19 protein-coding genes are annotated in these 23,445 nt (G+C 65.5%); 7 read left to right on the top strand and 12 right to left on the bottom strand.

Annotated elements, in window-relative coordinates:
• Nucleotides 1-126: 126 nt before the first annotated feature.
• Nucleotides 127-789 (top strand): ComEA family DNA-binding protein, encoded by a 663-nt coding sequence (locus AC1RBA_RS15465; RefSeq protein WP_492418956.1) that lies wholly within the window; start codon nt 127-129, stop codon nt 787-789.
• Nucleotides 790-883: 94 nt separating this feature from the next.
• Here the strand turns inward: AC1RBA_RS15465 and AC1RBA_RS15460 are convergent, their stop codons facing one another.
• Nucleotides 884-2,449 (bottom strand): phospholipase D family protein, encoded by a 1,566-nt coding sequence (locus AC1RBA_RS15460; RefSeq protein WP_492418954.1) that lies wholly within the window; start codon nt 2,447-2,449, stop codon nt 884-886.
• Between the two features lie 199 nt (nt 2,450-2,648).
• On the opposite strand from AC1RBA_RS15460, the gene AC1RBA_RS15455 reads away from it, so the two are divergent.
• A complete protein-coding gene (locus tag AC1RBA_RS15455; RefSeq protein ID WP_492418953.1) occupies nt 2,649-4,013 on the top strand; it encodes a M20/M25/M40 family metallo-hydrolase in 1,365 nt (454 codons plus the stop codon).
• Here AC1RBA_RS15455 and AC1RBA_RS15450 read toward each other — a convergent pair.
• Nucleotides 4,010-5,779: an FAD-dependent oxidoreductase gene (locus tag AC1RBA_RS15450; protein WP_492418951.1), complete on the bottom strand. Its 1,770-nt coding sequence runs from the start codon at nt 5,777-5,779 to the stop codon at nt 4,010-4,012. The two genes, AC1RBA_RS15455 and AC1RBA_RS15450, sit on opposite strands and share 4 nt — an antisense overlap.
• 252 nt (nt 5,780-6,031) lie before the next feature.
• Between AC1RBA_RS15450 and cysM the strand changes: the two genes are divergently transcribed.
• The gene (gene cysM / locus AC1RBA_RS15445) at nt 6,032-6,934 is read left to right on the top strand and encodes a cysteine synthase CysM (RefSeq protein ID WP_035825682.1); all 903 of its coding nucleotides are present in this window, start codon (nt 6,032-6,034) and stop codon (nt 6,932-6,934) included.
• A gap of 100 nt (nt 6,935-7,034) precedes the next feature.
• Here the strand turns inward: cysM and AC1RBA_RS15440 are convergent, their stop codons facing one another.
• The 5 genes from AC1RBA_RS15440 to AC1RBA_RS15420 form a co-directional block, all read right to left on the bottom strand.
• Nucleotides 7,035-7,367 (bottom strand): hypothetical protein, encoded by a 333-nt coding sequence (locus AC1RBA_RS15440; protein WP_034751784.1) that lies wholly within the window; start codon nt 7,365-7,367, stop codon nt 7,035-7,037.
• Nucleotides 7,368-7,805: 438 nt separating this feature from the next.
• The gene (gene mltB / locus AC1RBA_RS15435) at nt 7,806-8,969 is read right to left on the bottom strand and encodes a lytic murein transglycosylase B (RefSeq protein ID WP_070219407.1); all 1,164 of its coding nucleotides are present in this window, start codon (nt 8,967-8,969) and stop codon (nt 7,806-7,808) included.
• Nucleotides 8,960-10,981: a transglutaminase TgpA family protein gene (locus tag AC1RBA_RS15430; protein ID WP_492418949.1), complete on the bottom strand. Its 2,022-nt coding sequence runs from the start codon at nt 10,979-10,981 to the stop codon at nt 8,960-8,962. Before AC1RBA_RS15430 ends, mltB begins: the two co-directional genes overlap by 10 nt.
• A complete protein-coding gene (locus tag AC1RBA_RS15425; protein WP_492418948.1) occupies nt 10,978-11,964 on the bottom strand; it encodes a DUF58 domain-containing protein in 987 nt (328 codons plus the stop codon). The genes AC1RBA_RS15430 and AC1RBA_RS15425 overlap by 4 nt, the downstream gene beginning before the upstream one ends.
• A gap of 5 nt (nt 11,965-11,969) precedes the next feature.
• Entirely contained in the window at nt 11,970-12,878 is a 909-nt protein-coding gene (locus AC1RBA_RS15420) for an AAA family ATPase (protein ID WP_070219410.1), read from the bottom strand.
• A 217-nt stretch (nt 12,879-13,095) separates the two neighbouring features.
• Here AC1RBA_RS15420 and AC1RBA_RS15415 point away from each other — a divergent pair, with 217 nt between their 5' ends.
• Nucleotides 13,096-14,022, top strand: coding sequence for a histone deacetylase family protein (locus AC1RBA_RS15415; protein WP_070219411.1), 927 nt, complete (start codon nt 13,096-13,098; stop codon nt 14,020-14,022).
• A 12-nt stretch (nt 14,023-14,034) separates the two neighbouring features.
• Here AC1RBA_RS15415 and AC1RBA_RS15410 read toward each other — a convergent pair whose 3' ends face one another.
• On the bottom strand, nt 14,035-14,361 hold the full coding sequence (locus AC1RBA_RS15410) for a hypothetical protein (RefSeq protein WP_070219412.1): 327 nt from the start codon (nt 14,359-14,361) through the stop codon (nt 14,035-14,037).
• Nucleotides 14,362-14,428: 67 nt separating this feature from the next.
• Entirely contained in the window at nt 14,429-15,319 is an 891-nt protein-coding gene (locus AC1RBA_RS15405; protein WP_492418946.1) for a hypothetical protein, read from the bottom strand.
• A gap of 201 nt (nt 15,320-15,520) precedes the next feature.
• Between AC1RBA_RS15405 and ylqF the strand changes: the two genes are divergently transcribed.
• Nucleotides 15,521-16,468 (top strand): ribosome biogenesis GTPase YlqF, encoded by a 948-nt coding sequence (gene ylqF / locus AC1RBA_RS15400; RefSeq protein WP_071650173.1) that lies wholly within the window; start codon nt 15,521-15,523, stop codon nt 16,466-16,468.
• Between the two features lie 202 nt (nt 16,469-16,670).
• On the opposite strand, the gene AC1RBA_RS15395 is transcribed toward ylqF, so the two are convergent.
• Nucleotides 16,671-17,507 (bottom strand): DODA-type extradiol aromatic ring-opening family dioxygenase, encoded by an 837-nt coding sequence (locus AC1RBA_RS15395; protein WP_492418944.1) that lies wholly within the window; start codon nt 17,505-17,507, stop codon nt 16,671-16,673.
• 112 nt (nt 17,508-17,619) lie between these two features.
• Here AC1RBA_RS15395 and AC1RBA_RS15390 point away from each other — a divergent pair, with 112 nt between their 5' ends.
• Nucleotides 17,620-18,510, top strand: coding sequence for a LysR family transcriptional regulator (locus tag AC1RBA_RS15390; protein WP_492418942.1), 891 nt, complete (start codon nt 17,620-17,622; stop codon nt 18,508-18,510).
• Here the strand turns inward: AC1RBA_RS15390 and AC1RBA_RS15385 are convergent, their stop codons facing one another.
• Both AC1RBA_RS15385 and AC1RBA_RS15380 read right to left on the bottom strand, forming a co-directional pair.
• Nucleotides 18,511-19,395: a hypothetical protein gene (locus AC1RBA_RS15385; protein ID WP_492418940.1), complete on the bottom strand. Its 885-nt coding sequence runs from the start codon at nt 19,393-19,395 to the stop codon at nt 18,511-18,513.
• Entirely contained in the window at nt 19,392-21,644 is a 2,253-nt protein-coding gene (locus AC1RBA_RS15380; protein ID WP_492418938.1) for a M1 family metallopeptidase, read from the bottom strand. Before AC1RBA_RS15380 ends, AC1RBA_RS15385 begins: the two co-directional genes overlap by 4 nt.
• A gap of 225 nt (nt 21,645-21,869) precedes the next feature.
• On the opposite strand from AC1RBA_RS15380, the gene AC1RBA_RS15375 reads away from it, so the two are divergent.
• Nucleotides 21,870-23,405, top strand: coding sequence for a TonB-dependent receptor domain-containing protein (locus AC1RBA_RS15375; protein WP_492418936.1), 1,536 nt, complete (start codon nt 21,870-21,872; stop codon nt 23,403-23,405).
• The last annotated feature ends 40 nt before the right edge of the window (nt 23,406-23,445 follow it).

Below are 23,445 nucleotides of genomic sequence, written 5' to 3'. Positions count from 1 at the left end.
AGGTTTTCCCATCCTTCCGCCGTCCCGTCTTGTCAACCGTATCACGTCCCAGCCGTTAAAGCCGTTAAGGCGCTGCTCTTCCCTTGCGTTCGAGTCATCTTGAAACCACACCACGGAGAGATACCCATGTTCAAAAAAATACTGCTGGCCATCGCCACCTTGATCGCGACGATGGGCTTTGCCTTTGCCCAGGTCGATGTCAACAAGGCGGACCAGGCGGCACTCGACAGCGTCAAGGGCATCGGCCCCGTGACGTCGAAAGCCATCATCGACGAGCGTGCCAAGGGCGGCGCCTTCAAGGATTGGGCCGATTTTGAAAGCCGCGTGAAGGGCATCGGTCCGAAAAGTTCCGTGAAGTTGTCGGAAGCGGGCTTGCAAGTGAATGGCCAGGCCAAGTCCGGCGCGCCGGCGGCACCCGCTCCGGCGGCGAAAGCTGCCCCGGTAAAAAAGGAAGCTGCTGTGAAGGAAGTTGCAGCGAAAGAAGCCGCACCGAAGCCAGCTGCTGCGACCGACACCGCTGCGGCGCCAGCCAAGACAGCCGCTGAAGCGAAAAAAGAAGCTGCTGCCGCGAAGAAAGAAGCCAAGGCTGCCGCCGCTGCCGCCAAGAAAGAAGCTGCCGCCGCGCCTGCCGCTGCAGCGGCCGATGCCGCTCCCGTGAAAACGGCTGCCGAAGCGAAGAAGGAAGCTGCCGCTGCCAAGAAAGAAGCGAAGGCTGCTGCCGCTGCCGCGAAGAAAGAAGCGAAACTGGCTACCGCCGAGGCGAAGAAAGCGGAAGCCGAGAAAAAATAAGCGTTTTGTCGTAAAGCGTGTTGCGTGGTGGTGCCGCGCAGCACGAGAAGAAAACCCCGCGCGGTACCGGCCGCGCGGGGTTTTTTTTATACACCTACAGCTGCGATTCGATCGGCAGCCAGCGCATCACGGACACCAGCAGGCGGCGCCAGAAGCCGGACTCCGGATCGTGCGTCCACACCTTGGCGGGCTGTTCGGTGGCGTCGGACCAGCGCAGGGCGCCGTTGTCGAGGAACAATCGATAGCTGGTGTCGCTCGCCGTCGAATGCAGGAACAGCGCGCGCATGTCGGCCGCCAGCGCGGCATCGTCGAACAGCACGCCCATTTCCGTATTCAGCTGGGCCGAGCGGGGATCGAGGTTGAAGGAACCGACGAAGCCCCGCTGGCCGTCGATCACCACGGCCTTGGTATGCAGGCTGGCGCGGCTCGACCCCATCAGGCTGATGCGCTTGCGGTGCTGGGTCTTCAATTCGAACAGGGCGACGCCGCCACCCAACAGCGCTTCGCGGTAGCGCGCATAGCCCGCATGCACGAGGGCCACGTCGGTGGCGGCCAGCGAGTTGGTCAGCACCTGGACCTGGACGCCGGCCGCGACCTTGTCGGCCAGCATCGTGCTCAGCGCCGCGCCGGGCACGAAGTAGGGCGAGGTCAGCAGCGCTTCCTCGCGCGCGTCCGTCAGCTGGGGCAGCAGGCTGTGCATGAGCCAGTGCTCGCTGCGCTGCAAACTGGCCACGGGCGCGGCTTTTTCCGGCGGGTCCGACAGCACCTGCACTTGCCCGCTCCAGTGCAGGCGCAGCCGGCCATCGAGGTGGGCCTGCAGCTGGCCCGCATCGGTCAGCTGCTGGAGGTAGGGGGAAGCGCCCACTTCGCCCGTGAGCGTATCGAGGCGCGCACGCACAGCCTGCAGTTCCGGCGCGCGCGCGTCCTTGCCGGCGTGCAAGGCGCCGATGGGTAGGACGGCGCGGCTGTTCCAGAAGCGGTCGAAGATGTCGCTCGTCTGCTGCACGGCGGGTCCCACCAGCAGCAAGTCGGCATCCTGGAAATTGACTTGCTCGGCGGCATCAAAATATTCATCGCCGATATTGCGCCCGCCGACGAGGGCCACCCTGCCGTCGACGATCCAGGCCTTGTTGTGCATGCGCCGGTTCAGGCTTACGGCGCGCAAGGCCATTTCCACGGCGCGCCACCAGATGCCGTCGCGGTTGCGGCTTGGATTGAAGATGCGCACGTCGATCAGCGGATGGCTGTCGAGCGCGAGGATGGCGGCGTCCTGGCCCCGTGCGTTGATATCGTCGAGCAGCACGCGCACGCGTACGCCGCGGTCAGCCGCGCGCAGCAGTTCGCGCACCAGCAGGCGTCCCGTGACGTCGTTATGCCAGATGTAGTATTGCAGGTCGATGCTGCGGCCCGCTTCGCGCGCGCTCAGGGCGCGCAGGGCAAACGCTTCCAGGTTGTCGTCGATCAGGGCCGTGCCGCTGTGGCCCGGGCGTTGCGCCAGCTGCGGCGCCAGCACGCGGTCGAGCAGGGTGGCATCCGTCGCCACGGGCAAGGCCGTTCCCGGCGCGCCCTGCGAGCGTTCGGCGAAGCGCCCGTAGCTGTACAGGGCAGCGATGCTGAGCACGGCAAACAAGGTGGCCAGCAGCAGCAATTTGACGAGCATGCGGCGCACCGTCAGCGGACCGCGCGCATGCTGCGGCGTGCGGGATGGAGGGCGGTCTGGCGCATGCGTGCCTTTCGTGAACGGGGGAGTGGCCGATTGTAGCAGTTTCTACAATGCACGATTTTCGACCTGGAACATCCTTGCCTGCCGTCAAAAATGCGAGAATGGTCAGCTCAATCAATCATCGGGAGACGGCGGCATGGCAGGGATTGTGACGGCAATGACGGCAATGACGGCAGCCACGCTGTCGGCGAGTGTGGCGGCGGCGCCGGGCGCCGACCCGGCACAGCAGCAGATACGGCAGCTGGTGGCCGACATCTCGCCGCAGCGCATCGAGGCGCATGTGCGCAAGCTGGTCAGTTTCGGGACGCGCCACACCATGTCCGATACCGTGTCCGACACGCGCGGCATCGGCGCGGCCCGGCGCTGGATCAAGGCCGAGCTGGAGCGCTGCGGCGCGCAGGCGGGCGGACGGCTGCAGGTGGCGTTCGACAGCCATGTGGCGCCCGTGTCGAAACGCATTGCGCGGCCGACGGAAATCGTCAACGTGGTGGCGACCTTGCCGGGCAGCCAGCCGCAGTCGGCCGGGCGCATCTATGTCGTCAGCGGCCATTATGATACGCGCGCCACCGACGTGATGGATGCGCAGGGCGACGCGCCCGGCGCCAACGATGACGCCTCGGGCACGGCGGCCGTGATCGAGATGGCCTGCGCGATGGCGCGCTACCAGTTCGACGCCACGCTCGTCTTCATGGCCGTGGCGGCCGAGGAACAGGGTTTGTTGGGTTCCGGCCATTGGGCGCAGCAGGCAAAGTTGAACAAGCTCAACATCGCCGGCATGCTCAATAACGACATCATCGGCAGTTCGCGCGCCGACGACGGCACCGTCGATGGCGGCCAGGTGCGCCTGTTTGCCGAGGGCATTCCCGCCGTCAAGGAGATGAGCGACGGCGTGCGCGCCCTGGTGGCGACGGGCGGCGAAAACGATTCCCTCTCGCGCCAGCTGGCGCGCCATGTGAAGCAGTTGGGCGAGCGCTACGTGCCCGGTTTCAAGGTCAACGTCATCCAGCGCGCCGACCGTTATCTGCGCGGCGGCGACCATATGCCGTTTCTGGCACAAGGCTACGCGGCGCTGCGTTTCACGGAACCGCACGAGGATTTTGCTCACCAGCACCAGGATGTGCGCGTGGAAAATGGCGTGCAGTACGGCGACCTGCCGCAATTCGTCGACTATGACTACGTGGCGAAAGTGGCGCGCGTGAATGCGGCGGCGCTCGCGTCACTGGCCCTGGCGCCGGCCGCGCCCGCCGGCGTGCAGGTGCGCACGGCCCAGCTGGAAAACGCCACCATGCTGTTGTGGCAGCCGAATACGGAGCCGGACCTGGCCGGCTACCGCATCGTCTGGCGCGCCACGACGGCCGACCAGTGGCAAGGCGCGCAGGATGTGGGCAAGGTCACCGAGGCCAAGGTCAAGCTGTCGAAAGACAGCTATTTCTTTGGCGTCCAGGCCATCGATCGCGACGGCAATGTCAGCGTGGCCACGTATCCCATGCCCTTGCGCTAGGCGCTGTTGACAGGCAAGCGGGCAAGGAAACCGTGAATCTGGGAAACGACGGCCGCGCCTTCGCCCACGGCGGCGGCCACGCGTTTGGTCGAGCCGGCCCGCACGTCGCCGATGGCGAACACGCCCGGCACGCTCGTTTCCAGCGCGGCCCGTTCCGGCAAGTCCGGAGGCGGGTAGGCTAAATGCGCGCCGTGGCCATGGGCGCGGCATTCGGCGCGCGTGACGTCGAAGCCCGTGCGGATAAAACCCTGCTCGTCGACGGCCACGGCGCAGTCGTGCAGCCAGTCCGTGTTCGGATCGGCGCCGACAAACAGGAATACGCGGCGCACGGCGCAATCGCACTCCTTGCCCGTCTGGTTGTTGCGCCAGCGCACCTCCGTCAAGCCGTCGTCGTCGCCTTCGAGGGCGATGATTTCCGTGTGCGTGTGCAAGGTGATATTGGGCGTGGCGGCGATGCGCTCGATCAAATAGCTCGACATGCTGGCCGCCAGTCCCTCGCCGCGGATCACCATGTGAACTTTGGCGGCGTGGCCGGAGAGGAACACGGCGGCCTGGCCGGCCGAATTGCCGCCGCCCACCAGGATGATTTCTTCCTGCCGGCACAGCTTGGCTTCGATGGGCGAGGCCCAGTAATACACGCCCCGTCCCTCATACGTTTTCAGGTTGGCCAGCGAGGGACGGCGGTAGCGCGCGCCGCACGACAGCACCACCGTGCGGGCGCGCACCTGCGTGCCGTCGCACAGCTTGACGCGCAGGGGCCAGCTGTCGCACAGCAAGTTGGCGGCGCTGGCCGGGGTGGCGATCTCGACGCCGAACTTTTGCGCCTGCACGTAGGCCCGTCCTGCCAGTGCGCGGCCAGAAATGCCGGTGGGAAAGCCCAAATAATTTTCGATGCGTGCGCTGGCGCCCGCCTGGCCGCCGTACGCGCGCTGCTCGAGCGCCAGCACCGATAGCCCTTCCGAGGCCGCATACACGGCCGTGGCCAGGCCGGCGGGACCGGCGCCCACCACCAGCACGTCGAAGAGTTTGTCGTCGGATAAATCGGGCAGCATGCCCAGGCAGCGTCCCAGTTCCGCATTGCCGGGATTCTTCATGATTTTGCCGTCCGGACAGACCACCAGCGGCCAATCCTGCGGCGTGGGCTGGTAGCGCTGGGCCAGCGTGGCGGCCGCCGCATCGGTGGCCGGGTCGAGCACCGTGTGCGGATGGCCATTGCTCGATAAAAAGCTTTGCAGATGGAACAGATTACCATTGCCGCGCGGGCCCACCAGCACGGGCCCGCCCGAATTCGATTCGATCAGCGCCACGCGGCGCAGGATCAGGGCGCGCACGATGCGTTCACCCATCTCCGCCTCGGCCACGATCAGCGCGCGCAAGGATTCCGAACTGATGTCGAGCAATTCCACCTCGCCCACGGCGCTGCCATTGACGAGGGTAGGGCGGCCGGACAATTGCGCCACCTCGGCAATGAAGTGGCCGACGCCCACTTCGCGCAGCACGGATGCCTGCCCCAGCACTTCGTGGCGCGTGATGCTGACCCGCCCGGACAGTATCACCAGCATGCCGAAGCTGCTGCTGCCCGCCTCGAACAGCGTTTCGCCGTCGGCAAAGCGCCGCCGCGTGCCGTAGCGCTGCAAGCGCTGCAGTTCGAGCGCATTGAAAACGGGCGAGATCTGGTGGCTGCGGCCCTGCAAGTCGAGCGTGGCGAACTGGACGGGATCGTCCTGCGTCGTTTCGGGAATGAATTCGGGTGTGCTGCTGGCCATGGCGGGTCCGTTCGGAGGCTGAATAAGCAAATAACAAAAATAACTAACAGTGGCGAGTCTAGCGCATGCGGCGCGCGCCTGCCGCAATACCCCTTGCGCACGCCCGGAAATGGCGGGGCGGCAGGCGCCATGCGGCCAATGGCGGCGCAGCGGCGCGCGCGCGCGGGCCCGAATGCCGCCGCCGATCAGCGATACGCCGTCCAGCATCTCATATTAGAATGGGTCTTTGTTGAATCTACTCAAACAGACACGATGGCTTACAAGACACTTGAAGATACGATAGGCAATACCCCGCTGGTGCAACTGACGCGCTTGCCGGGTGCCGATGCGCTCGCGCGCAACAACGTCATCCTGGGCAAGCTGGAAGGCAACAATCCGGCCGGCTCCGTGAAGGACCGCGCGGCCATGTCCATGCTCAAGCGCGCTGAAGAGCGCGGCGTCATCAAGCCGGGCGATACTCTGATCGAGGCGACCAGCGGCAATACGGGCATCGCGCTGGCCATGGCGGCCGCTTTGCGCGGTTACAAGATGCTGTTGCTGATGCCCGACAACCTGAGCGTGGAGCGCCGCCAGAGCATGGCCGCCTACGGCGCCGACATTTTATTGACGCCGAAGACGGGCGGCATGGAGTATGCGCGCGACCTGGCCGAGCAGATGCAGAAGGATGGCCGCGGCGTCATCCTCGACCAGTTCGCCAACGAAGACAATTCGCGCGCCCACTATGAAAGCACGGGGCCGGAAATCTGGCGCGATACCAATGGCCAGGTCACGCACTTCGTCAGCGCCATGGGCACGACGGGCACAATCATGGGCGTGTCGCGCTATTTGAAGGAGCAAAATCCCGCCATCCAGATCATCGGTGCCCAGCCCGAGGAAGGCTCGCAGATTCCCGGCATCCGCAAATGGCCGGAAGCATATTTGCCGAAAATCTACGACAAATCGCGCGTCGACCAGGTGGAGTACGTGAGCCAGGGCGTGGCCGAGCGCATGGCGCGCAGCCTGGCGGCGGAAGAGGGCTTGTTTTGCGGCATCTCGGCAGCCGGTGCGTGCGAAATCGCGCTGCGTATCTCGCAAACGGTGGAAAACGCGACCATCGTGTTCGTCGTCTGCGACCGTGGCGACAGATATCTGTCCACAGGTGTTTTCCCTGCGTAACGGGGAAGGATGTGAAGTGAGGTCGGCCAGAACGGCCTGAGAACTGCTGGAAATACCCCCTCCCCATGGCGGGGAGGGAAAACCTGCGAAACTGGCAGGATCAGCCTTGTGGCGTTTCGCCTTCTTTTGGCTTGAATTGCTTGTCGCTGATGCGGAATTTGTTACGACGGTCACCCATCAGGTAACGCAGGTCGCGGATGCTCAGGTCGCTGACTTCGTGCATGCGGATCAGCAGCGATGCGCCGACCGGCAGGCGGTGGTGGCGAATTTTACTGATGACCGGTGGCGCCACTTCCAGCGCGCGGGACAAGGCTGCGTCGTTTTTCAGGCGCAGGTTTTCGATCAGGGTATCGAGCAGTCTGTTTGGGTTGTACTGAAGCAGATCGTCGGAGTCCGAATCGCTGTTCATATCAATGCCGACTTGGTTTGTCATGATGTTATTGTTCCTTCTGTAGTTGCACTGCAAAGTAAAAAACACTCGGAGCTCGCTCTTGCTGCGTTCATGTTCATTCTTTACTAAAAGGAACGAATTCACACACGGTACGATCCGGGATACAGTTTTTCATGATATATACACAATTGTACAACAGGATTCAATTTCAGGCGGGAAAGCCCGCTAATCTTGCTTTGTACAGAACCGGTGTTGTCTAGCTGCAACACCTATTTATTCTTTATTATGCTCTATGATAGAGCAAAAATTGTACTTTGACAAAAGTTAAGTATAAAACCACTACTGCATCCCGTGCCGCACAAAGGCTGGCGAGCGAGGCTGGCACATGTTATCGGCCCCACCATAGACCTGTTTGCCGGTCGCTTCAACATCGCTTACGCTTTCTTACAAGTAATATTATAACTTTACACTGACTTTCGGTTAGCGTGCGCGCACTTGACTGATGGCCTTGCCCAGGTCAATCACTGACATGGCATAAAAATAACTTCTGTTGTACTGAGTTATAGCAAAGAAGTTATTGGTTGCCAAGTGATACTCAGTTGCTTCTGAACCATTTTGTAAATCGATCAAGCCAAACAACATGTTCTGGGGCGTGGCCACGACGGTACTCACGCCGGCTTCCTGCAATTCTCCCAGCCGGTATTTGGCTTGCAAGCCCTGGCCGACGAACTTTTCCCACGTGCGGCTGGCCGACACGGTGACGGGATACGTGCTGATGGCCGGGTCGTCGCGCCGCCAGCCATGTTCGACGAGGAAATGCGCGACGCTGCCGATGGCGTCGGCCGTGGAATTACGCAGGTCGATATGGCCATCGCCATCGAAGTCCACCGCATATTTCATGATGCTGCTGGGCATGAATTGAGGCAGGCCGATGGCGCCCGCATACGAGCCGAGCAGGGTCAAGGGATCGATGCCATCCTTGCGCGCGTACAACAGCGCGTTTTCCAGTTCTCCCTTGAAAAATTCCATGCGCGCGGCGCGGGTCGGGCTGTCCGGATAGGAAAACGCCAGGGTCGTCAGCGCGTCGAGCACGCGGAAACGGCCCGTATTGCGTCCGTACACGGTTTCCACGCCGATGATGCCGACGATGATCTCGGCCGGCACGCCATATTCGCGCTCGGCGCGCGCCAGCGCTTCCGCATTCTCTTCCCAGAATTTCACGCCCGCATTGATGCGCACCGGCTCGATGAAGCGGGCGCTGTACGCTTGCCAGTTCTTCGGCTTGCCGGGCGGCGCCGGCTTCATCAGCTGCACGGTCGACTCGACATAGCGCACCTTGCCGATCAGGGTATCGAGCCCTGCGCGGTCAAAGCCATGCTTGGCGGACATGTCGTCGAGGAAGGCGCGGACCTCTTTCCAGTTGGCATAGTCGACAAACTCGCCTTCGAAGTCGAATTTTGCCGGTGCTTTCTTGGCTGTCGCCTTGGCGGGCGGGGCCTTGGCCGCGCGCACGGCGCGGGCGCGGTCGGCAGCGGAAATATGGCTGTTTTCCCCAGCGTGCGCGGTCGTCAGGCACAGGGGAAGGGAGAGGAGCAGGGACAGGGCGGAGGTTTTGATCGGTAACAAGGAGCGTCTCATCGGCATTGGGTTAACAGGCGGCGCAAGCTGCGCCGCGCGCGGAGTTGTTCGTCTGGGTGGGCATTACCATACTTCATCGCGGCATAGATTGCCAGAAACTGTGCGATGGCGGCGTGCGCCTCTTGTGTGGCCTTGCCTGCGGCCAACCGTGCAGCATAACCGTGCGGACCTTCATGCGGCGCACGGCTGTAGCCGCGCCGCGCCTGCTGGCGGCAAAACTGCGCGTACAGGAGGTCGAGCGGATCGCCTTGCCGCGCCTGCCGCCACCAGACCAGTCCACCGGCCACGGCGGACAGCACGGCCAGCACGGCGCAAGCGACTGCCAGCTGCTTCGCTGGCAAGTTTTTCAAGCCATCGAGCATGGCGCGCTGGCGCTGCGGCGTGGTGTCGAGCACCCAGCTGCTCCAGGCGTGCTCGGCCTGCTGCCATTGCTGGCGCCATGCGGCAAGCGCTCCTTGCGCGCCGCCGTCGAGGCCGGCCAGGGCGCGCCACGCCGTCAGCGGCGACGGGGGCGGCGGCAGGGCGGCGTCGAGGTTGCGCTCCGTGCGCAGGGGCGCGACGGCGCCCGTGGGATCGATGCGCACCCAGCCCCGGCCCGCCAGCCACACTTCGCTCCAGGCATGGGCGTCGGACTGGCGCACCGTCAGGCTGGCGCCGTCACTGTTGCGTGCGCCGCCCTGGTAACCGGTGACGACGCGGGCGGGAATGCCCATGGCGCGCATCAGCACGACAAAGCTGCCCGCGTAGTGTTCGCAGAAGCCCGACTGCGTGCGAAACAGGAAGTCGTCGACGCCATGCTTGCCCAGCAGCGGCGGCTGCAGGGTGTAGCGGAAGGGCGCGCGGCGGAAGTGCTCGAGCACGGCGGCGACGGCGTCGGCGGGCGCCAGCGCATGCGCGCTATGGCCGCGCAGGGCGCGGGCCCAGGCCACGCTGCGCGGATTGCTGCCAGCGGGCAAGGCCAGCCATGGCTGTTGCTGCGCGGCCGACAAGCCGGCCTGCAGCCGGTAGCGCGCTTGGGAACTGGCGCGGTAACGCACGGTCGAAGTAATGGGCTGTATGGTCAGCACTTCCAGCGCCGACGACACGACATACGGGTTGCCGGGCAAGCGTTCGATGCTGCGCGGCACGTCAAGCGCGAAGATGCGCCGCTGGCCGCTCGCCTGCAAGGTGACTTCGTATTGGCTGGGCTGGCCTTGCAGCGCGATGTCGATGCGGCTGTCGCTGGCAGGCGCGCGCCCCTTCGCCCCCCTGCGCGTCCAGGTGGCGCCGTCGAAGTCGCCCAGCACCACGCCGCGCCAATACAGCTGGTCTTGCGGCGGGATCGGCGTGCTGAAACGGGCCGTGAAGACAGGGTCGCTTGACAGGGCCAGCGAGGCGATGGCGCCCGGCTGCATGCTGTCGGACAAGCCCGTGCGTGCCTGCGCGTCTTCTGGTGCGGCGCCCCACAGGGGGCCGTCGACGCGTGGCACGGCAAGAAACATGACGGCCGACAGGGGGACGGCCAGTGCCAGCATGCGCCCCAGCAAATTTAACCGTTGCGTCAGGCGGGGCTGCACGGTGCCGTACTGGGCCGACAGCAGGGCGGCCAGCAGGACGATGACGGTGGCCAGCATCCAGGCAGCGCTGAGGATGCCTTGCGTATGGAAAAAGTTCGCCAGCAAAAGGAAAAAACTGAGGAAGACGAAGACGAAGATGTCGCGCCGGCCATGCATTTCCAGCGACTTCAAGGCCAGCAGCAAGGCCAGCATGGCCACGCCGGCATCGCGTCCCAGCACGGTGCCATAGCTGGCGTAGACGCCGGCAATGCCGAGCAGGGCCAGCGGCGCAAGCAGGGTTAGCTGCGGCTGGCGCCTGCCCCGCACGGTAATGACGGCGCGCCACAGCAGCAGGGCGGCGCTTGCCATCGACAGCCATGGGGGCAGGTGCAGCGCGTGCGGCGCCAGCACCATGGCGGCCGCCAGCAACAGCAGCACAATGTCGGCTTTCTCGCGCGGCAAGCTGTTGAACCAGCGGATCATGGTGACTCCTTGCTGGGAGGTGAGTCGTGCAGGGCCAGTGCGCGCAAACAGGCGTCGCGCTGGCTGGCGCCCAGGGCCGGTGCCAAGGTCAGCGCGCCCAGGCGCAAGCCATATGGCAAGCCCGTGCGTTCCGCCTGCAGCACCCAGGCGGCCAGGCGCGACAGGCGCGCTTCCGGCGCCAGCGCGTGCAGCGAGGCGTGCTCGAACACGATGCTGCCATGGGATGCGCCTGCCGGCGCGCCGGCGGCAGGCTGGAATTGCTTGCTGAATACGTGCTCGCCGTCGTGGCGGGCGATCTGGCGCCAGGCCAGGCGGTGCAAGGGATCGCCTGGCCTGTAGGCGCGCACGCCGGCCAGTTCCAGGCTGCCATCGGGCGGGTCTGGCTGCCGTGCCTGCTTTGCCGGCCGCACCGTGAAGGCAGGCAAGGGCAGCGGCGGCGCGCCCTGTTCTGGCTGCGGATACACGAGCACGCGCGCGTCGGGCTGCCAGTGGCACCATGCCACAAACAGGCCCAGCGGAAAACTGCCGGACAGGCGCACGGAGGGTGCATCGAGCCATCCGCGTTGCCGCGCCGCCACGACGATGCTGACGGCTGTTTCCCCGTGGGCGGCGATGTCGGCCAGGCTGGGCGCTGCCTCTACACCGCTGATGGCAAGGTGGATCGCATGGCGCGGGCGCGCGCTGCGGTTGATCAGGCGCAAGGTGAACAAGGCGTGGCTGCCCGCGAACACGGGGCTGCCCGGCGTGGCGGCCAAGGCCAGGCCCGCCAGGTTGCGGCTGGCAAACAGCATGTCGGCGATGGCGCAGGCGGCGGCGAAATACGTGAGCGCATAACCGAGGCCCAGGCGGTAATTGACGGCGGCGATCCACAGTGCCAGCAGCAGCGCGGCAAACGCCAGACCCGCGCGCGAAGGGCGGATGTGCACGCGCTGCGCGCCCAGCCAGGGACGCGCCGGCAGCCAAGAGATATTGCGCCAGCGCATGCCGCTCAGACGGGAATGCTCAACAGCATGTGCTGCAGCAGCGCGCGGCTATCCAGCGAGCCTTGCGCCGCATGCAGGCGGTGGGCGCAGACGGGCAGCAGCACGGCTTGCACATCGTCGGGCGTGACGTGGTCGCGTCCGGCCAGCGCGGCCCAGGCGCGCGCCGCCTGCAGCAGCGCCAATGCGGCGCGCGGGCTCAGGCCATCGGCAAACACGCCCGGCGCGCGCGTGGCATGCACGAGGGCCAGCACGTAGTCGACGACGGCGGCCGAGGCGTGGATGGCGCGCAGGCCCGCTTGCGCCTGCAGCAATTCTTCCGCGTTCATGACGGCAGGCAAGGTGTGCAGCATGGCGCGGCGGTCGGCGCCCAGCAGCAGCGCCCTTTCCGCGGCCGCATCGGGGTAGCCCAGGGTGACGCACATGAGAAAACGGTCGAGCTGCGATTCTGGCAGGGGGAAGGTGCCCAGCTGGTGCGCGCAGTTCTGCGTGGCGATGACGAAAAACGGCTGCGGCAGCGCATGCGTGACGCCGTCGAGCGTCACTTGCCGCTCTTCCATCGCTTCGAGCAGGCCCGATTGCGTCTTCGGCGTGGCGCGGTTGATCTCGTCGGCCAGCAGCACTTGCGTGAACAGGGGGCCGGGATGAAAGAGGAAGCTGCCGCTGCCCCGGTCATACACGCTCATGCCGGCCACATCGGCGGGCAGCAGGTCGCTGGTGAATTGCTGGCGCTTCCATTGCAGGCCCAGCGAGATGGCCAGCGCATGGGCCAGGGTTGTCTTGCCCACGCCGGGCACGTCTTCGATCAGCAGGTGGCCGCCAGCCAGCACGCAGGCGAGGGCCTGGCGGATCTGCAAGTGTTTGCCGACGAGAACTTCGCCGATCTGCTGTGCGGCCTGGTGTATTTTCGAAAACATGCTATTTCTATCACAGTAAGTCGGATTATTTAATTTACAATCGCTTTGGCCAGGTCAAGTCGTGCCGCCCGCCCGTTGCGCGCACGTGGTAGATTAGAGAGGCAGCGACGGCGGCACAGACCAGCCAGTGATTTTATGCGAGAACGCGCAGGGCGAACAGGAATGCCATGCAGTGTTCCCGGAGAATGGACAGAGACAGAGGTAACCAGTACAGCGCATGAGCACAGCCATTTATACCCATCCCGATTGCCAGCGCCATGAAATGGGCGACTGGCACCCAGAATCACCGGCCCGCTTGCAGGCAATCAACGATCAATTGATCCTTGCGCACATCAGCGACCTGGTCGAGCATCGCGACGGCGTGCGCGCGCAATTGTCCGATATCGAGCGCAACCACAGTGCCACGGCCATCGGCCTGGTGCGCGACAATGTGCCGCAGGAGGGCGACTACTATCCGCTCGACGGCGACACCCTGCTCAATGCGCACAGCTATGAGGCGGCACTGGCTGCGGCCGGCTCGGCCGTGGCAGCCACGGATGCCGTCATCGATGGCGAGATCAGCAACGCCTTCTGCGCGATCCGCCCGCCCGGCCACCATGCGCGGCCCAGCGAACCGATGGGTTTCTGCCTGTTCAATAATGTCGCCATCGCCGCCAAGCATGCGCTCGACGTGCGTGGCCTCGAGCGCGTTGCCATCGTCGACTTCGACGTGCACCATGGCAATGGCACGGCCGAGTCCGTGGCGCACGACCCGCGCATCCTGATGGTGAGTTTTTTCCAGCACCCGTTCTATCCGTACAGCGATGTCGAATCCTACACCGACACGCGCGTCAACGTGCCCGTGCCGGCCCGCTCGAAGGGCGATGCCGTGCGCCAGCTGGTGCTCGACCACTGGCTGCCGGCGCTGCACCGGCAACAGCCGCAGATGATTTTCATTTCCGCCGGTTTCGATGCCCACCGCGAAGACGACGTGGGCGGCATGGGCCTGGTGGAGGCCGACTACACATGGATGACGCAGCAGATGATGGCCGTGGCCCATCAGTATGGCAAGGGCCGCATCGTCAGCTGTCTCGAAGGGGGCTACAACCTGTCGTCCCTGGGCCGCAGCGTGGCGGCGCACGTGAAGGCGCTGGCGGAACTGTAACGGCGCAGCGCACTACAGCAAGGTGGGACGGCGGCTGGAATGCGTGTGGCGGTGGGTCTGATAGTCGAGCGCGTCGCCGGCCATGAAGCGGCGCCATGCTTGCGTGTAGACAAGCGATGATTTATCCGCATCGAAGCTGTCGAGCTGCAACATGTCGCGGTGGTGCTTGATTTCATTGACCAGTTGGTCATACAGCATTTGCAAGCCATAACTGTCGGCGCTCTGACGTTTCAAGCGCTCCTCGAGCTGCGCCACTTGCCCCTGCAGCTGCCGGCATTCCTTCTTCCAGTCATTGCGCGGCACGCGCTTGGGCGCCATGCCAGTGTGTTCCATCATCATATCGAGCTATCCCATCGCCTGTCTCCCTGCGCCTGTGCCAGCCAGTCCGGAAAACATTGCTTTTCATTTAAGAGGCGATATTAGAGCATACTTTTTTGTTTCTTTCAGTAAATATAAAAGTCTGCGTGGAAATATTTGACCCGGTTCCCGCGCGCGTATCACTGGCGCAGCGCCGCCTTCTTGGGGGGGGGGCCGGGGCGGCTTCCGCCATGTTGCCGTCATCGGCATACGTGAGGGTCAGCAGGGTATTGTCGTCCCAGCTCACGTCATGCAGCGGCGGCACGTAGCGCTGGCGGTCTTCCGTGATGCGGATGTCCAGCGTGCGCTCGCCCGAGCGCGCCTGCACGGCAAGCAGCTTGCGGAATACGGGAAACGGCACGTGGATCAGCGACGAGTGGCAAGGCCCGCCCGCCAGACGGAACAGGTTGCGCCGCACAAACGGCAGGTCATCCTGCTCGACGGCCCAGCGGATTTCGCATTCCAGGCGCAAGTCGCCCAGGCGGCGCACGTTCTGGGGCAGGCCTGGCGTGTGAATGTCGGCGCGCCAGCGCACGGTGTCGCGCTTCTTGTTGCTGACCAGGTCGGCATTTGCATCGTAGGCGGTCTTGTCGCGCGTCAAGGTGAAACCGCCGTCCGCTGCCAGCGGTACGGGGATGGACAGATTGTCGGCCGACAGGTGCAGGGTCACGCCTTCGAGCCTGGCCTTCGGCGTGGCGGGGATCAGCATGAAGCGCAGCGGCGCGCCTGGCGCCAGGCGCTGGTGGTCGGCGTACGCATCGAGTCCCTTGAGCATGGTGCGGTAGGGGCGCAGGTCGGGATCGCGCGTGCCTTGCACGTCGACAATCTGTTGTATTTCCTGGTTCGCTGCGTCGCCTGGCGCCGCCGCTTGTTCCTGGGCCATGGCGGGCAGCAGACAGGCGCAAAGGGGGACGAGGAGGAGAAAACGGGGAAGATGCATGGAATGCGTGCCAGGTTGTACTTGCAATGTGGAAACCGGCCAGGCTGGACGGACTGCGGATATTATCATTCGTGTAACTGCCAAATTATCACCAATTGTCTCGTTCGCGTCGCACGGCTGGCGCTGGCGGCGGAAAATGGGACGTCGCGGCGGCAACCACGTAAAATAGCGGATTGACCGAACGATTTTGAAAGCAAGAGCATGGCGATACAATGGTACCCAGGACACATGAACGCGGCCCGCAAGAAAGCGGCCGAAACCATGGAAAACACCGATCTGGTGATTGAAGTGGTGGACGCGCGCCTGCCGGCAGCCAGCTGCAATCCCATGGTGGACGAGCTGCGCCTGTTCCGCCAGCGCCCTTGCCTGAAAATCCTCAACAAGACCGACCTGGCCGACCCTGCCGCCACCGCCGCCTGGGTGGCCTATTTCAATGCCCAGGAAGGCGTGACCGCGTATGCGATGACGACCAAGAAGCCGGGCGACGTGGCGCGCATTCCTGACCTGGCCAAGTCGCTGGCGCCGCACCGTGGCGTGCCGACCAAGCCGCTGCGCATCATGATCATGGGCATCCCCAACGTGGGCAAGTCGACGCTGATGAACGCGCTCTTGAAAAAACGCGTGGCCAAGGTGGGCGACGAGCCGGCCGTGACGAAGATGCAGCAAAAGCTGTACCTGGACAAGAACACCATCCTCGTCGACACGCCCGGCATGCTGTGGCCGAAGATCGCCATCCCCAGCGACGGCCTGATGCTGGCGGCCAGCCACGCGATCGGCTCGAACGCGCTGATCGAAGAGGAAGTGGCCGTCTTCCTGGCCGAGGAATTGCTCAAGCGCTACCCCGACTTGCTGGCAACCCGCTACGGCACCAAGATCGGCGAAGTCGACGCCATCGGCGTGGTCGAGGGCATCGCCGCCAAGCGCGGCTTCCGCATCAAGGGCGGCGACTACGATTTCGAGAAAGCGTCGCATACCCTGCTGCTCGACTACCGCAGCGGCATCCTCGGGCGCATCTCGCTGGAAACGCCGGACACGCGCGCGGCCCTGATGGCCCAGCATGCGGCCGAAATGGCGGAAAAAGCGGCGAAGGCGGCGGAAATTGCCGCTGAAAAGGCGAAGAATGCGGCGCGGGGCAAGCGCGGCACGTAATGAAACAAAAGCCGCTAGCTAGCGGCTTTTTTAAATTCTGGGGTCAGACCCCCGGTGACGTAGGCGTCGAACCTGCCGTTGGCGGTGTTGCGGGACTCGGCGTCCCCGTCTGACCCCGGCTTCCGAATTCACCCCAAAGCAAATTCTGGGGTCAGACCCCCGGTTACGTTGACGCTGAACCAGCCGTTAGCGGTGTTGAGGGTCAGACCCCGGCTTGCTGCTCATTTCCGCTCGCCGCCCCGAACCTGAAACTGGTCACCGCCAGCGCCCCAAAGAAATCCTCCTCGTGATACACGACGTGCGCCGCTTCCTGCTCGGCCGCGCCGAGCGCCACCATCAGCGGCAGCAGATGGTCTTCCTGCGGGTGGGCCTGGCGCGCGCCCGGGGCCCGGTCCCAGGCCAGCAACTGTTGCAGCCGCTGCGCCGGCGGCAGGGCCATCGTCTGGCGCAGCCACGCGTCGAACTGATGCGAGGCGACGGCGCCCGCCTGGCCGAACTGGCGCAGGTTATGGTAACTCAGGCCGCTGCCGACGATCAGCACGCCTTGCCGGCGCAGGCCGGCCAGCGCGCGGCCCACCTCGACGTGCGTCAGCGGGTCGTAGCCGTGCTTGAGCGACAGCTGCACCAGCGGCACGTCCGCCTGCGGGTAGATGGGGAACAGGGCGCTGAAGGTGCCGTGGTCGAAGCCGCGCTCGTGGTCCAGGCGCGCCGGGTGGCCAGCCGCATCGAGCAACTGTTTTACCTGCGCCGCCAGCTCCGGCGCGCCCGGCGCCGGGTACTGGATTTGATACGTGTGCGGCGGAAAGCCCGAATAATCGTAGATCATGCCCGGCTTGGGGCTGGCCGAGACGAGAAATTGCGGCCCTTCCCAGTGCGCCGTGACCACCAGCACGGCTTTCGGGCGCGCGCCGATCTGGCGCGGGATGTCCTGCAGCGACGCTTCCAGCACGTCGTAGCGGCCGCCGAACTGCTCCTTCATGAAGGGCCACGGGCCGCCGCCGTGCGACAGGAAATAGGTGGGGAAGGTGTGCTCTTGCATGGCGGCTCCGGAGTGGAATGACTGATGCTATCGATGATAGTCATGCGCGCTCAGTTGATCAAGATCGCTATTATTGATATATCATTTCCATTTTGTTGATGATCGGATAAGCATGGATACCTTGCGCAGCATGCGCGTGTTTCGCGCCGTGGTGGAACTGGACAGTTTCGTGCGGGCCAGCGAGCGCCTCGATCTGTCGCCGGCCATGGTCAGCAAGCACGTGATGCACCTGGAACGCCACTTGGGCGCGCGCCTGCTGAACCGCAGCAGCCGCCACCTGAGCCTGACGGAAATCGGCAAGGTGTACTTCGAACAGTGCCGCGAGATGCTCGACAACCTCGACGAAGTGGAAGCGACGGTAGGCCGCACGACGGTGGTGCCGCGCGGCATGCTGCGCCTGAGCGCCCCCGTCTGGTTCGCCAACGCCATCTTTACGCGCACCCTGGTGGCTTACCGCAAGCGCTTCCCGGAAGTCACGTTCGACATCGATTTGAGCGGAAGAGTGGTCAACCTGGTGGAAGAAGGTTTCGACCTGGCCCTGCGCGTGAGCCAGGCGCCGTCGCCGGCCCTGATCGCGCGGCCCATCGGCAGCATCGCCTTTCACCTGGTGGCCGCGCCCGCCTACCTGGCGCGCGCGGGCCGGCCGCAGCTGCCGCAAGACCTCACGCAGCACGCCATGATCAGCTATTCCTTGTTGGCGAACGGCAATGAGCTGGCCTTCGACGGGCCGCAGGGACGCGAGACGGTGACGTTTACGCCCGTGCTGCAATGCAATAACGAAAGCCTGCTGCACGCGGCCGCGCTCGACGGCATGGGCATCGCCCTGCTGCCGTCGTGGCAAACGGATGACGACCTGGCGGCGGGGCGGCTGGTGCGCCTCTTCGACGATTTCAAGCTGGCGGGCGGCAAGGTGTACGCCGTCTATACGAGCCGCCGCTACCTGTCCTCGAAGGTGCGCACCTTCATCGACTTCCTGGCCGATGAAGGGCGCCTGGGGGCCTGACTAGGCGATTGAACGCCTGACGTCGATCAGCGCGAACAGGCGCGCGCTGCGCATCCACGCCAGCGCCAGCGCCGCCAGCTGCGTGACCAGCAAGCCGGCCGCGATGGCCAGCGGACCGGGGCCGGCCAGGTTCAGCCGTGCCACGCCCAGCAGCGCATACAGGGCCAGTCCCAGCACGGTGATGACGAGGTAGATGGCCAGGCAGGCCAGCGGACGCCGGCGCAGCATGCCGAGCCCGCGCCACCAGGCCTTGACGGCCGAGGTGCGGCGCCGGTCGACGGCCAGCGCCGCGCGGCCCGCGTCGAGCGTGGCGCAGGCCAGCAGGAACAGCACGCCCGCGAGCAGCAAGGCCAGGTGACGGGCCAGGTCGGCGTCGGCTTCCAGGATGGCTGTCGCCGCATGCTTGTCGGCCAGTTTCAGCGCGCCGGCGCCGATCGCCAGCGCCACGCCCAGCGGTACGATGCTCCACAACAGCATGCGCAGCATGCGGCCGTATTCGCTGAAGGCGCCCGTCAGCAGGGCACCGAAGCCGGGCGGCGCAGGGGCGCGCGCGGCCGTCACCACCAGGCCGCTCAGCAGCGGCGACAGCAGCAGGGTCAGGACGATGGCGGCGATGGCGGCCTGGCTGATGGCGGCCCCGTTGCGGCTGGCATTGGCGGCCAGGTCGGCCAACGTCATCAGGTCGAGCCGCTGTGCCAGCGCTGCCGCATGCACGGCCTGGTCGAGGCTGGCGCTCAAGGTGCGCCAGACGGGAATGACGGCAACGATGGTCGGGATCAGCAGCAGGCCGGCCCACAGCAGCAGCAAGCGCCATTGCAGGGCGGCGCGGCTGGCGCGCGTGGTCAGGGTCAGGCCGCTGGCCCGTGGCGTGGAAGTGGCGCTCATACGATGGCGATCAGGGAAAGCAGGTATTGGAAGGCGGCGGCGATATCGAGGCTCCAGCGCCGCGCGGCGGACGTATCGGCTTTCAGGGTGCGGCTGTCATCGAGCTTGTTGACGTCGAGGTAGTGCACGCGGTCGGGATCGAGTTCGGCCGAGACGGCCTTCACGGGCTTGCTCCAGGTGTAGCGCTGCCACAGCTGCTCGTTGTCCCACACCACGCGTTCGGAACTGCCGTCGGCGAATTTCACCAGCAGTACCTGCGGCACGGGCGCGCCGCGGCGGCGCAGCACCACGCTGGTCAGATAGGGATACGGTCCCGTGCCGGGCTTGGCGTCCGGGTGCGCCTTGTCCCATGCCGCGCGCACCTTGTCCTCTTCTTTTTCCAGCGCCTCGGGCGTGCGTTCCACGCGCTTGCCGTTCACCAGCGCCAGGCCGGCCAGCGGCGTCTGCTCTTCGCTAGTGAAGCTGCCGATGCGGTCGTCGATATTCGCGCTGGCATGGACTTGCTGCGCGAAGACCTGTTCCACGATGCGCCGCTGGCCCGTCGCCTCGGCCAGCGCTTCGCGCAGGTCGGCCACGCTGGGGTGGCGGAATTTCCACTGTTCGTAATAGGCCTTGAAGCCCCGTTCCATGGCCTTGCTGCCGATGCGCGCTTCCAGGTCGCGCAAGGTGGTGGCCGTGCGGCTGTAGACAGGCCCCACGCCCTGCAGGCGGTCCCACGCATTCTGGCCCAGCGGGTCGGCCGCATCCTCGCGTGGCGCGGCCATGCGTTCGGCCTCGAAGACCTTGAAGGCGGGAGCGAAGCCCAGGCGCTTGAGCAGGGGCGTGGTGGCGTGGATGTCCTGGCCGCGCGCGCGCAGCATGCGCTGGTCCCAGTACTCGTTCAAGCCTTCGTCGAGGATCGGTTCCTCGAATTCGTTCGAGGCCAGGATGCCGTAGAAATAGCCATGGCCGAATTCGTGGATGGTGACGAAGTCGAGGCCGAATCCGGCCAGGGTCTTCGGCTGCAGGCTGGCGAAGCTCGAGGCCGTGATGAAGGTCGGGTATTCCATGCCCCCCGCTTCGGCCGCATTGAACGGCGGGATCACCACCGTCAGGGTCTTGTACGGATACGGTCCCAGGGTACGCGAGAAATATGTCAGCGAGTCTTTCGCCGCCTGCAGCGCGGGGGCCGCGTTCGACGCATACTCGGGCGGGTACAGCACCTTGATGACCACGGGCGGGCTGCCAGGGCCGCTCCAGCTGCCCGTCAATGGCGCTGCGCTGCGCTTGTCGGCCGTCCAGGCGAAATCGTGCACGTCGCCCTGCACATAGTGGTGCGTGAGCATGCCGTTTTTCTCCTGCGGCGCGCCCTGCAATTCACCGGTGGCGCCCACCGTGTACTCCCTGGGCACGGTCAGCTTCACGTCGTAGCGGCCGAAGTCGGCGTAGAACTCCGAATTGAGGTGAAATTCATGCGCGTTCCAGCGCGGCGCGGTGGCGCCCCGTTCGCCGGGCAGTTCCAGCACGGCGATCTTCGGGAACCACTGGCCCACCAGGTGGAAGCTGCCGAAATAGCCGGTGCGCGCGATGACGCGCGGCAGCTGGTCGAAGAAGCGCATGTCGAGCGTCGTCTCGGCGCCTGGCGCGACGGCCTGCGGCAAGTCGACGCGCACCACGGTGCGGTCGGTGGCCGGGCCGTTGTCGGGCTGGACGAAATGCCAGGGCGCCGTGGCTCCGTTCTGCGTCACGCTGCGCAGTTCCATGTAGCCCCACTCGCCGTCGCGCGTGCCGACGCCCGAGCGAAAGCCCGTATCGAACTTGCGCTTCTCGGTAAAGAAGGTCGAATGCTCGCCCTCGAACGCGTTCAGGTACAGGTGCAGGTACACGCTGCTGACGGCTTGCGCGCTGCGGTTGCGCCAGCGCAGTTTCTGCCGGCCGTCTATCGTGTGCTTGACGGGATCGAGCGTCGCTTCGATCTGGTAGTCGACCACGCGGTCCGACAGGGGCGCTTGCGCGCCCGTGCGTGCGCCGCCCCAGGCGTGGCTGGCGCTGGGCGTGGTGACGGCGGCCGCATGCGGCGAAGCGAGGGCGATGCCGTCGGCCGACGGCGCCGGCGGCATGGGCGCGCTGGCCGGCTTGCCCTGGTCCGGCTGGGCGAACAGATCGGCCTGCAGGGCCAGGCCGGCCAGCAGCAGGGCGGCGATGGCAAGGGCTTTGAACTTGCCCGGGAGGGGGACAATGCGGCGGCGCGGCGTGCTACGACTTTCCATGCGTGACTCCCACAGTGACTTGTTGATTTTCAAATGCGGTCGGCTGCGCCCAGGATCGCCGGACGCTCTCGTTAATATACCTGTAAAAATTACAAATAAGCAATGAATTATGCTGGCAGCCCAGCCCGCTGTTGCGGCGCCGCGCGCCGTGCGTATAATGATTCGCTTTTGCCATCCTCCTACTACCGTGCGTTCGCGCCCAGGTAGCGCACCCAGCTTTCCGCCATGATGCCTGCCCCTTCCGCCCTGACCATCGCCGCGCGCATCTTGCTCTTGTGCGCCCTGGCCATGCCTGCGTGCGCGCAGGACGGCGCGGATGGTGGCGCGGCCGGCGTCACGCACGGCGACTTGTCCGCCGAACTGGCGCAGGGCGGCCAGCACAGCATGCGCGGCGCCCTGTCGCGCGACCAGGGCGGCATGTCGCTCGACGTGGCCATCGATGGCCTGCGCAATGGCAATTACCGCGATGGCAGCGTGTTTCACCAGCGCGGCTTCAACGGCGGCGCGGAATGGAAGCTGCGCCAGGGCCGCTTCGGCTTCAGCGCCGACCAGCTGAACCAGGACACCCGCTATCCCGCGCCCGAAGCGCCGTTCCTGGCCTTGCTGGCGGCCCGCCCGGAAGACCTGTACCGCTATGAGGTGCGGCGCGCCAGCACCTTCGTGCAGCGCTATGTGGGCAGTTTCGAGCTGGGCGTGGAACTGTCGCAGCGGGAAAAGCGCGCCACGGCCCACTATGCGGGCGAGGACGGCAGCATCGAATCGACGTACAGCAGCCGCCGCCGCCAGCTGGCGCCGCGCCTGCGCCATTACGGCAAGGTGGCTGGCGTGGGCACGGACACGGAAGTGGGCCTGGACCTGATGCAGTGGCAGCGGCGCTCGGGACGCGCGGGCGATGCGCAGCGCCGCCAGTACTCGCGCGCGCTGTTGCTGCGCGAAGAGCTGGCCTTCGGCGGCCTGTATGCGCCGCGCCTGCTGCTGGGGCTGCGGCATGAACAGTTCCAGCTCGACCCGGCCGACATGCCCGCCAGCGGCAGCGACTGGGAAAACCAGAATGCGTGGGACTTGCAGGGCAGCCTGCAGCTGCGCCCGCAGCTGAGCGTGTACGCCAGGGCCGCGCGCAGCTACCGCATCGATGACGATGGCTATACCCGCGCCGGCTACCGTCCCCTGGCGGGGCAGCTGCGGCGCGAAATGGAAGTGGGTGCCACCTTCGGCGACGCGGCGCGCAGCGCTTCCGTGCGCGTGTTCAGCGAGCGCCTGAGCAACCAGATCGTCTTCGACCAGAACCTGGGCCAGCTGGGCTTTGCGGGCAACCTCGACCCCTCGCGCCGCGCAGGCATCGCCATCGAGGCCGGCATGGCGCTGGCGCGCGACTGGCGCCTCGACGCTCAGCTGCGCCAGGTGCATGCGCGCTATGACGATTACGCCTATGACGGCCCGGACATCGCCCTCGTGCCGAAAACCCTGGCCAGCCTGCGCCTGTACTGGACGGGGCAGCGCGGCGCCAGTGCCGACGTGGGCGTGCAATGGCTGCGTGCCCTGCGTTACGGCCCCGATTTCGCCGGCAGCTGCCTGGCGCAAGTGCCTGCGTTTGCCACCGTGGACGGGCGTTACGTGCGCAAGCTGGGCGCGTGGGAGCTGGAGCTGGCCGGCAGCAACCTGGCCAACCGCCGCCATTACGGCGATGCGCCGGGCTGCCGCTCCAGCATTTACCTCAACGATGCGCGCCAGTTGCGCGTGGCCGCGCGCTACCATTTCTGAGGCACGGGCACGGCGGCGCTTAAGAGCGGCTTAATCGGGC

It is taken from the genome of Janthinobacterium sp. GW823-FHT03B06 (genome assembly GCF_058796955.1).
The sequence above is the reverse complement of the archived record's forward strand: the minus strand, read 5'-3'. Positions and strand labels throughout refer to the sequence as shown.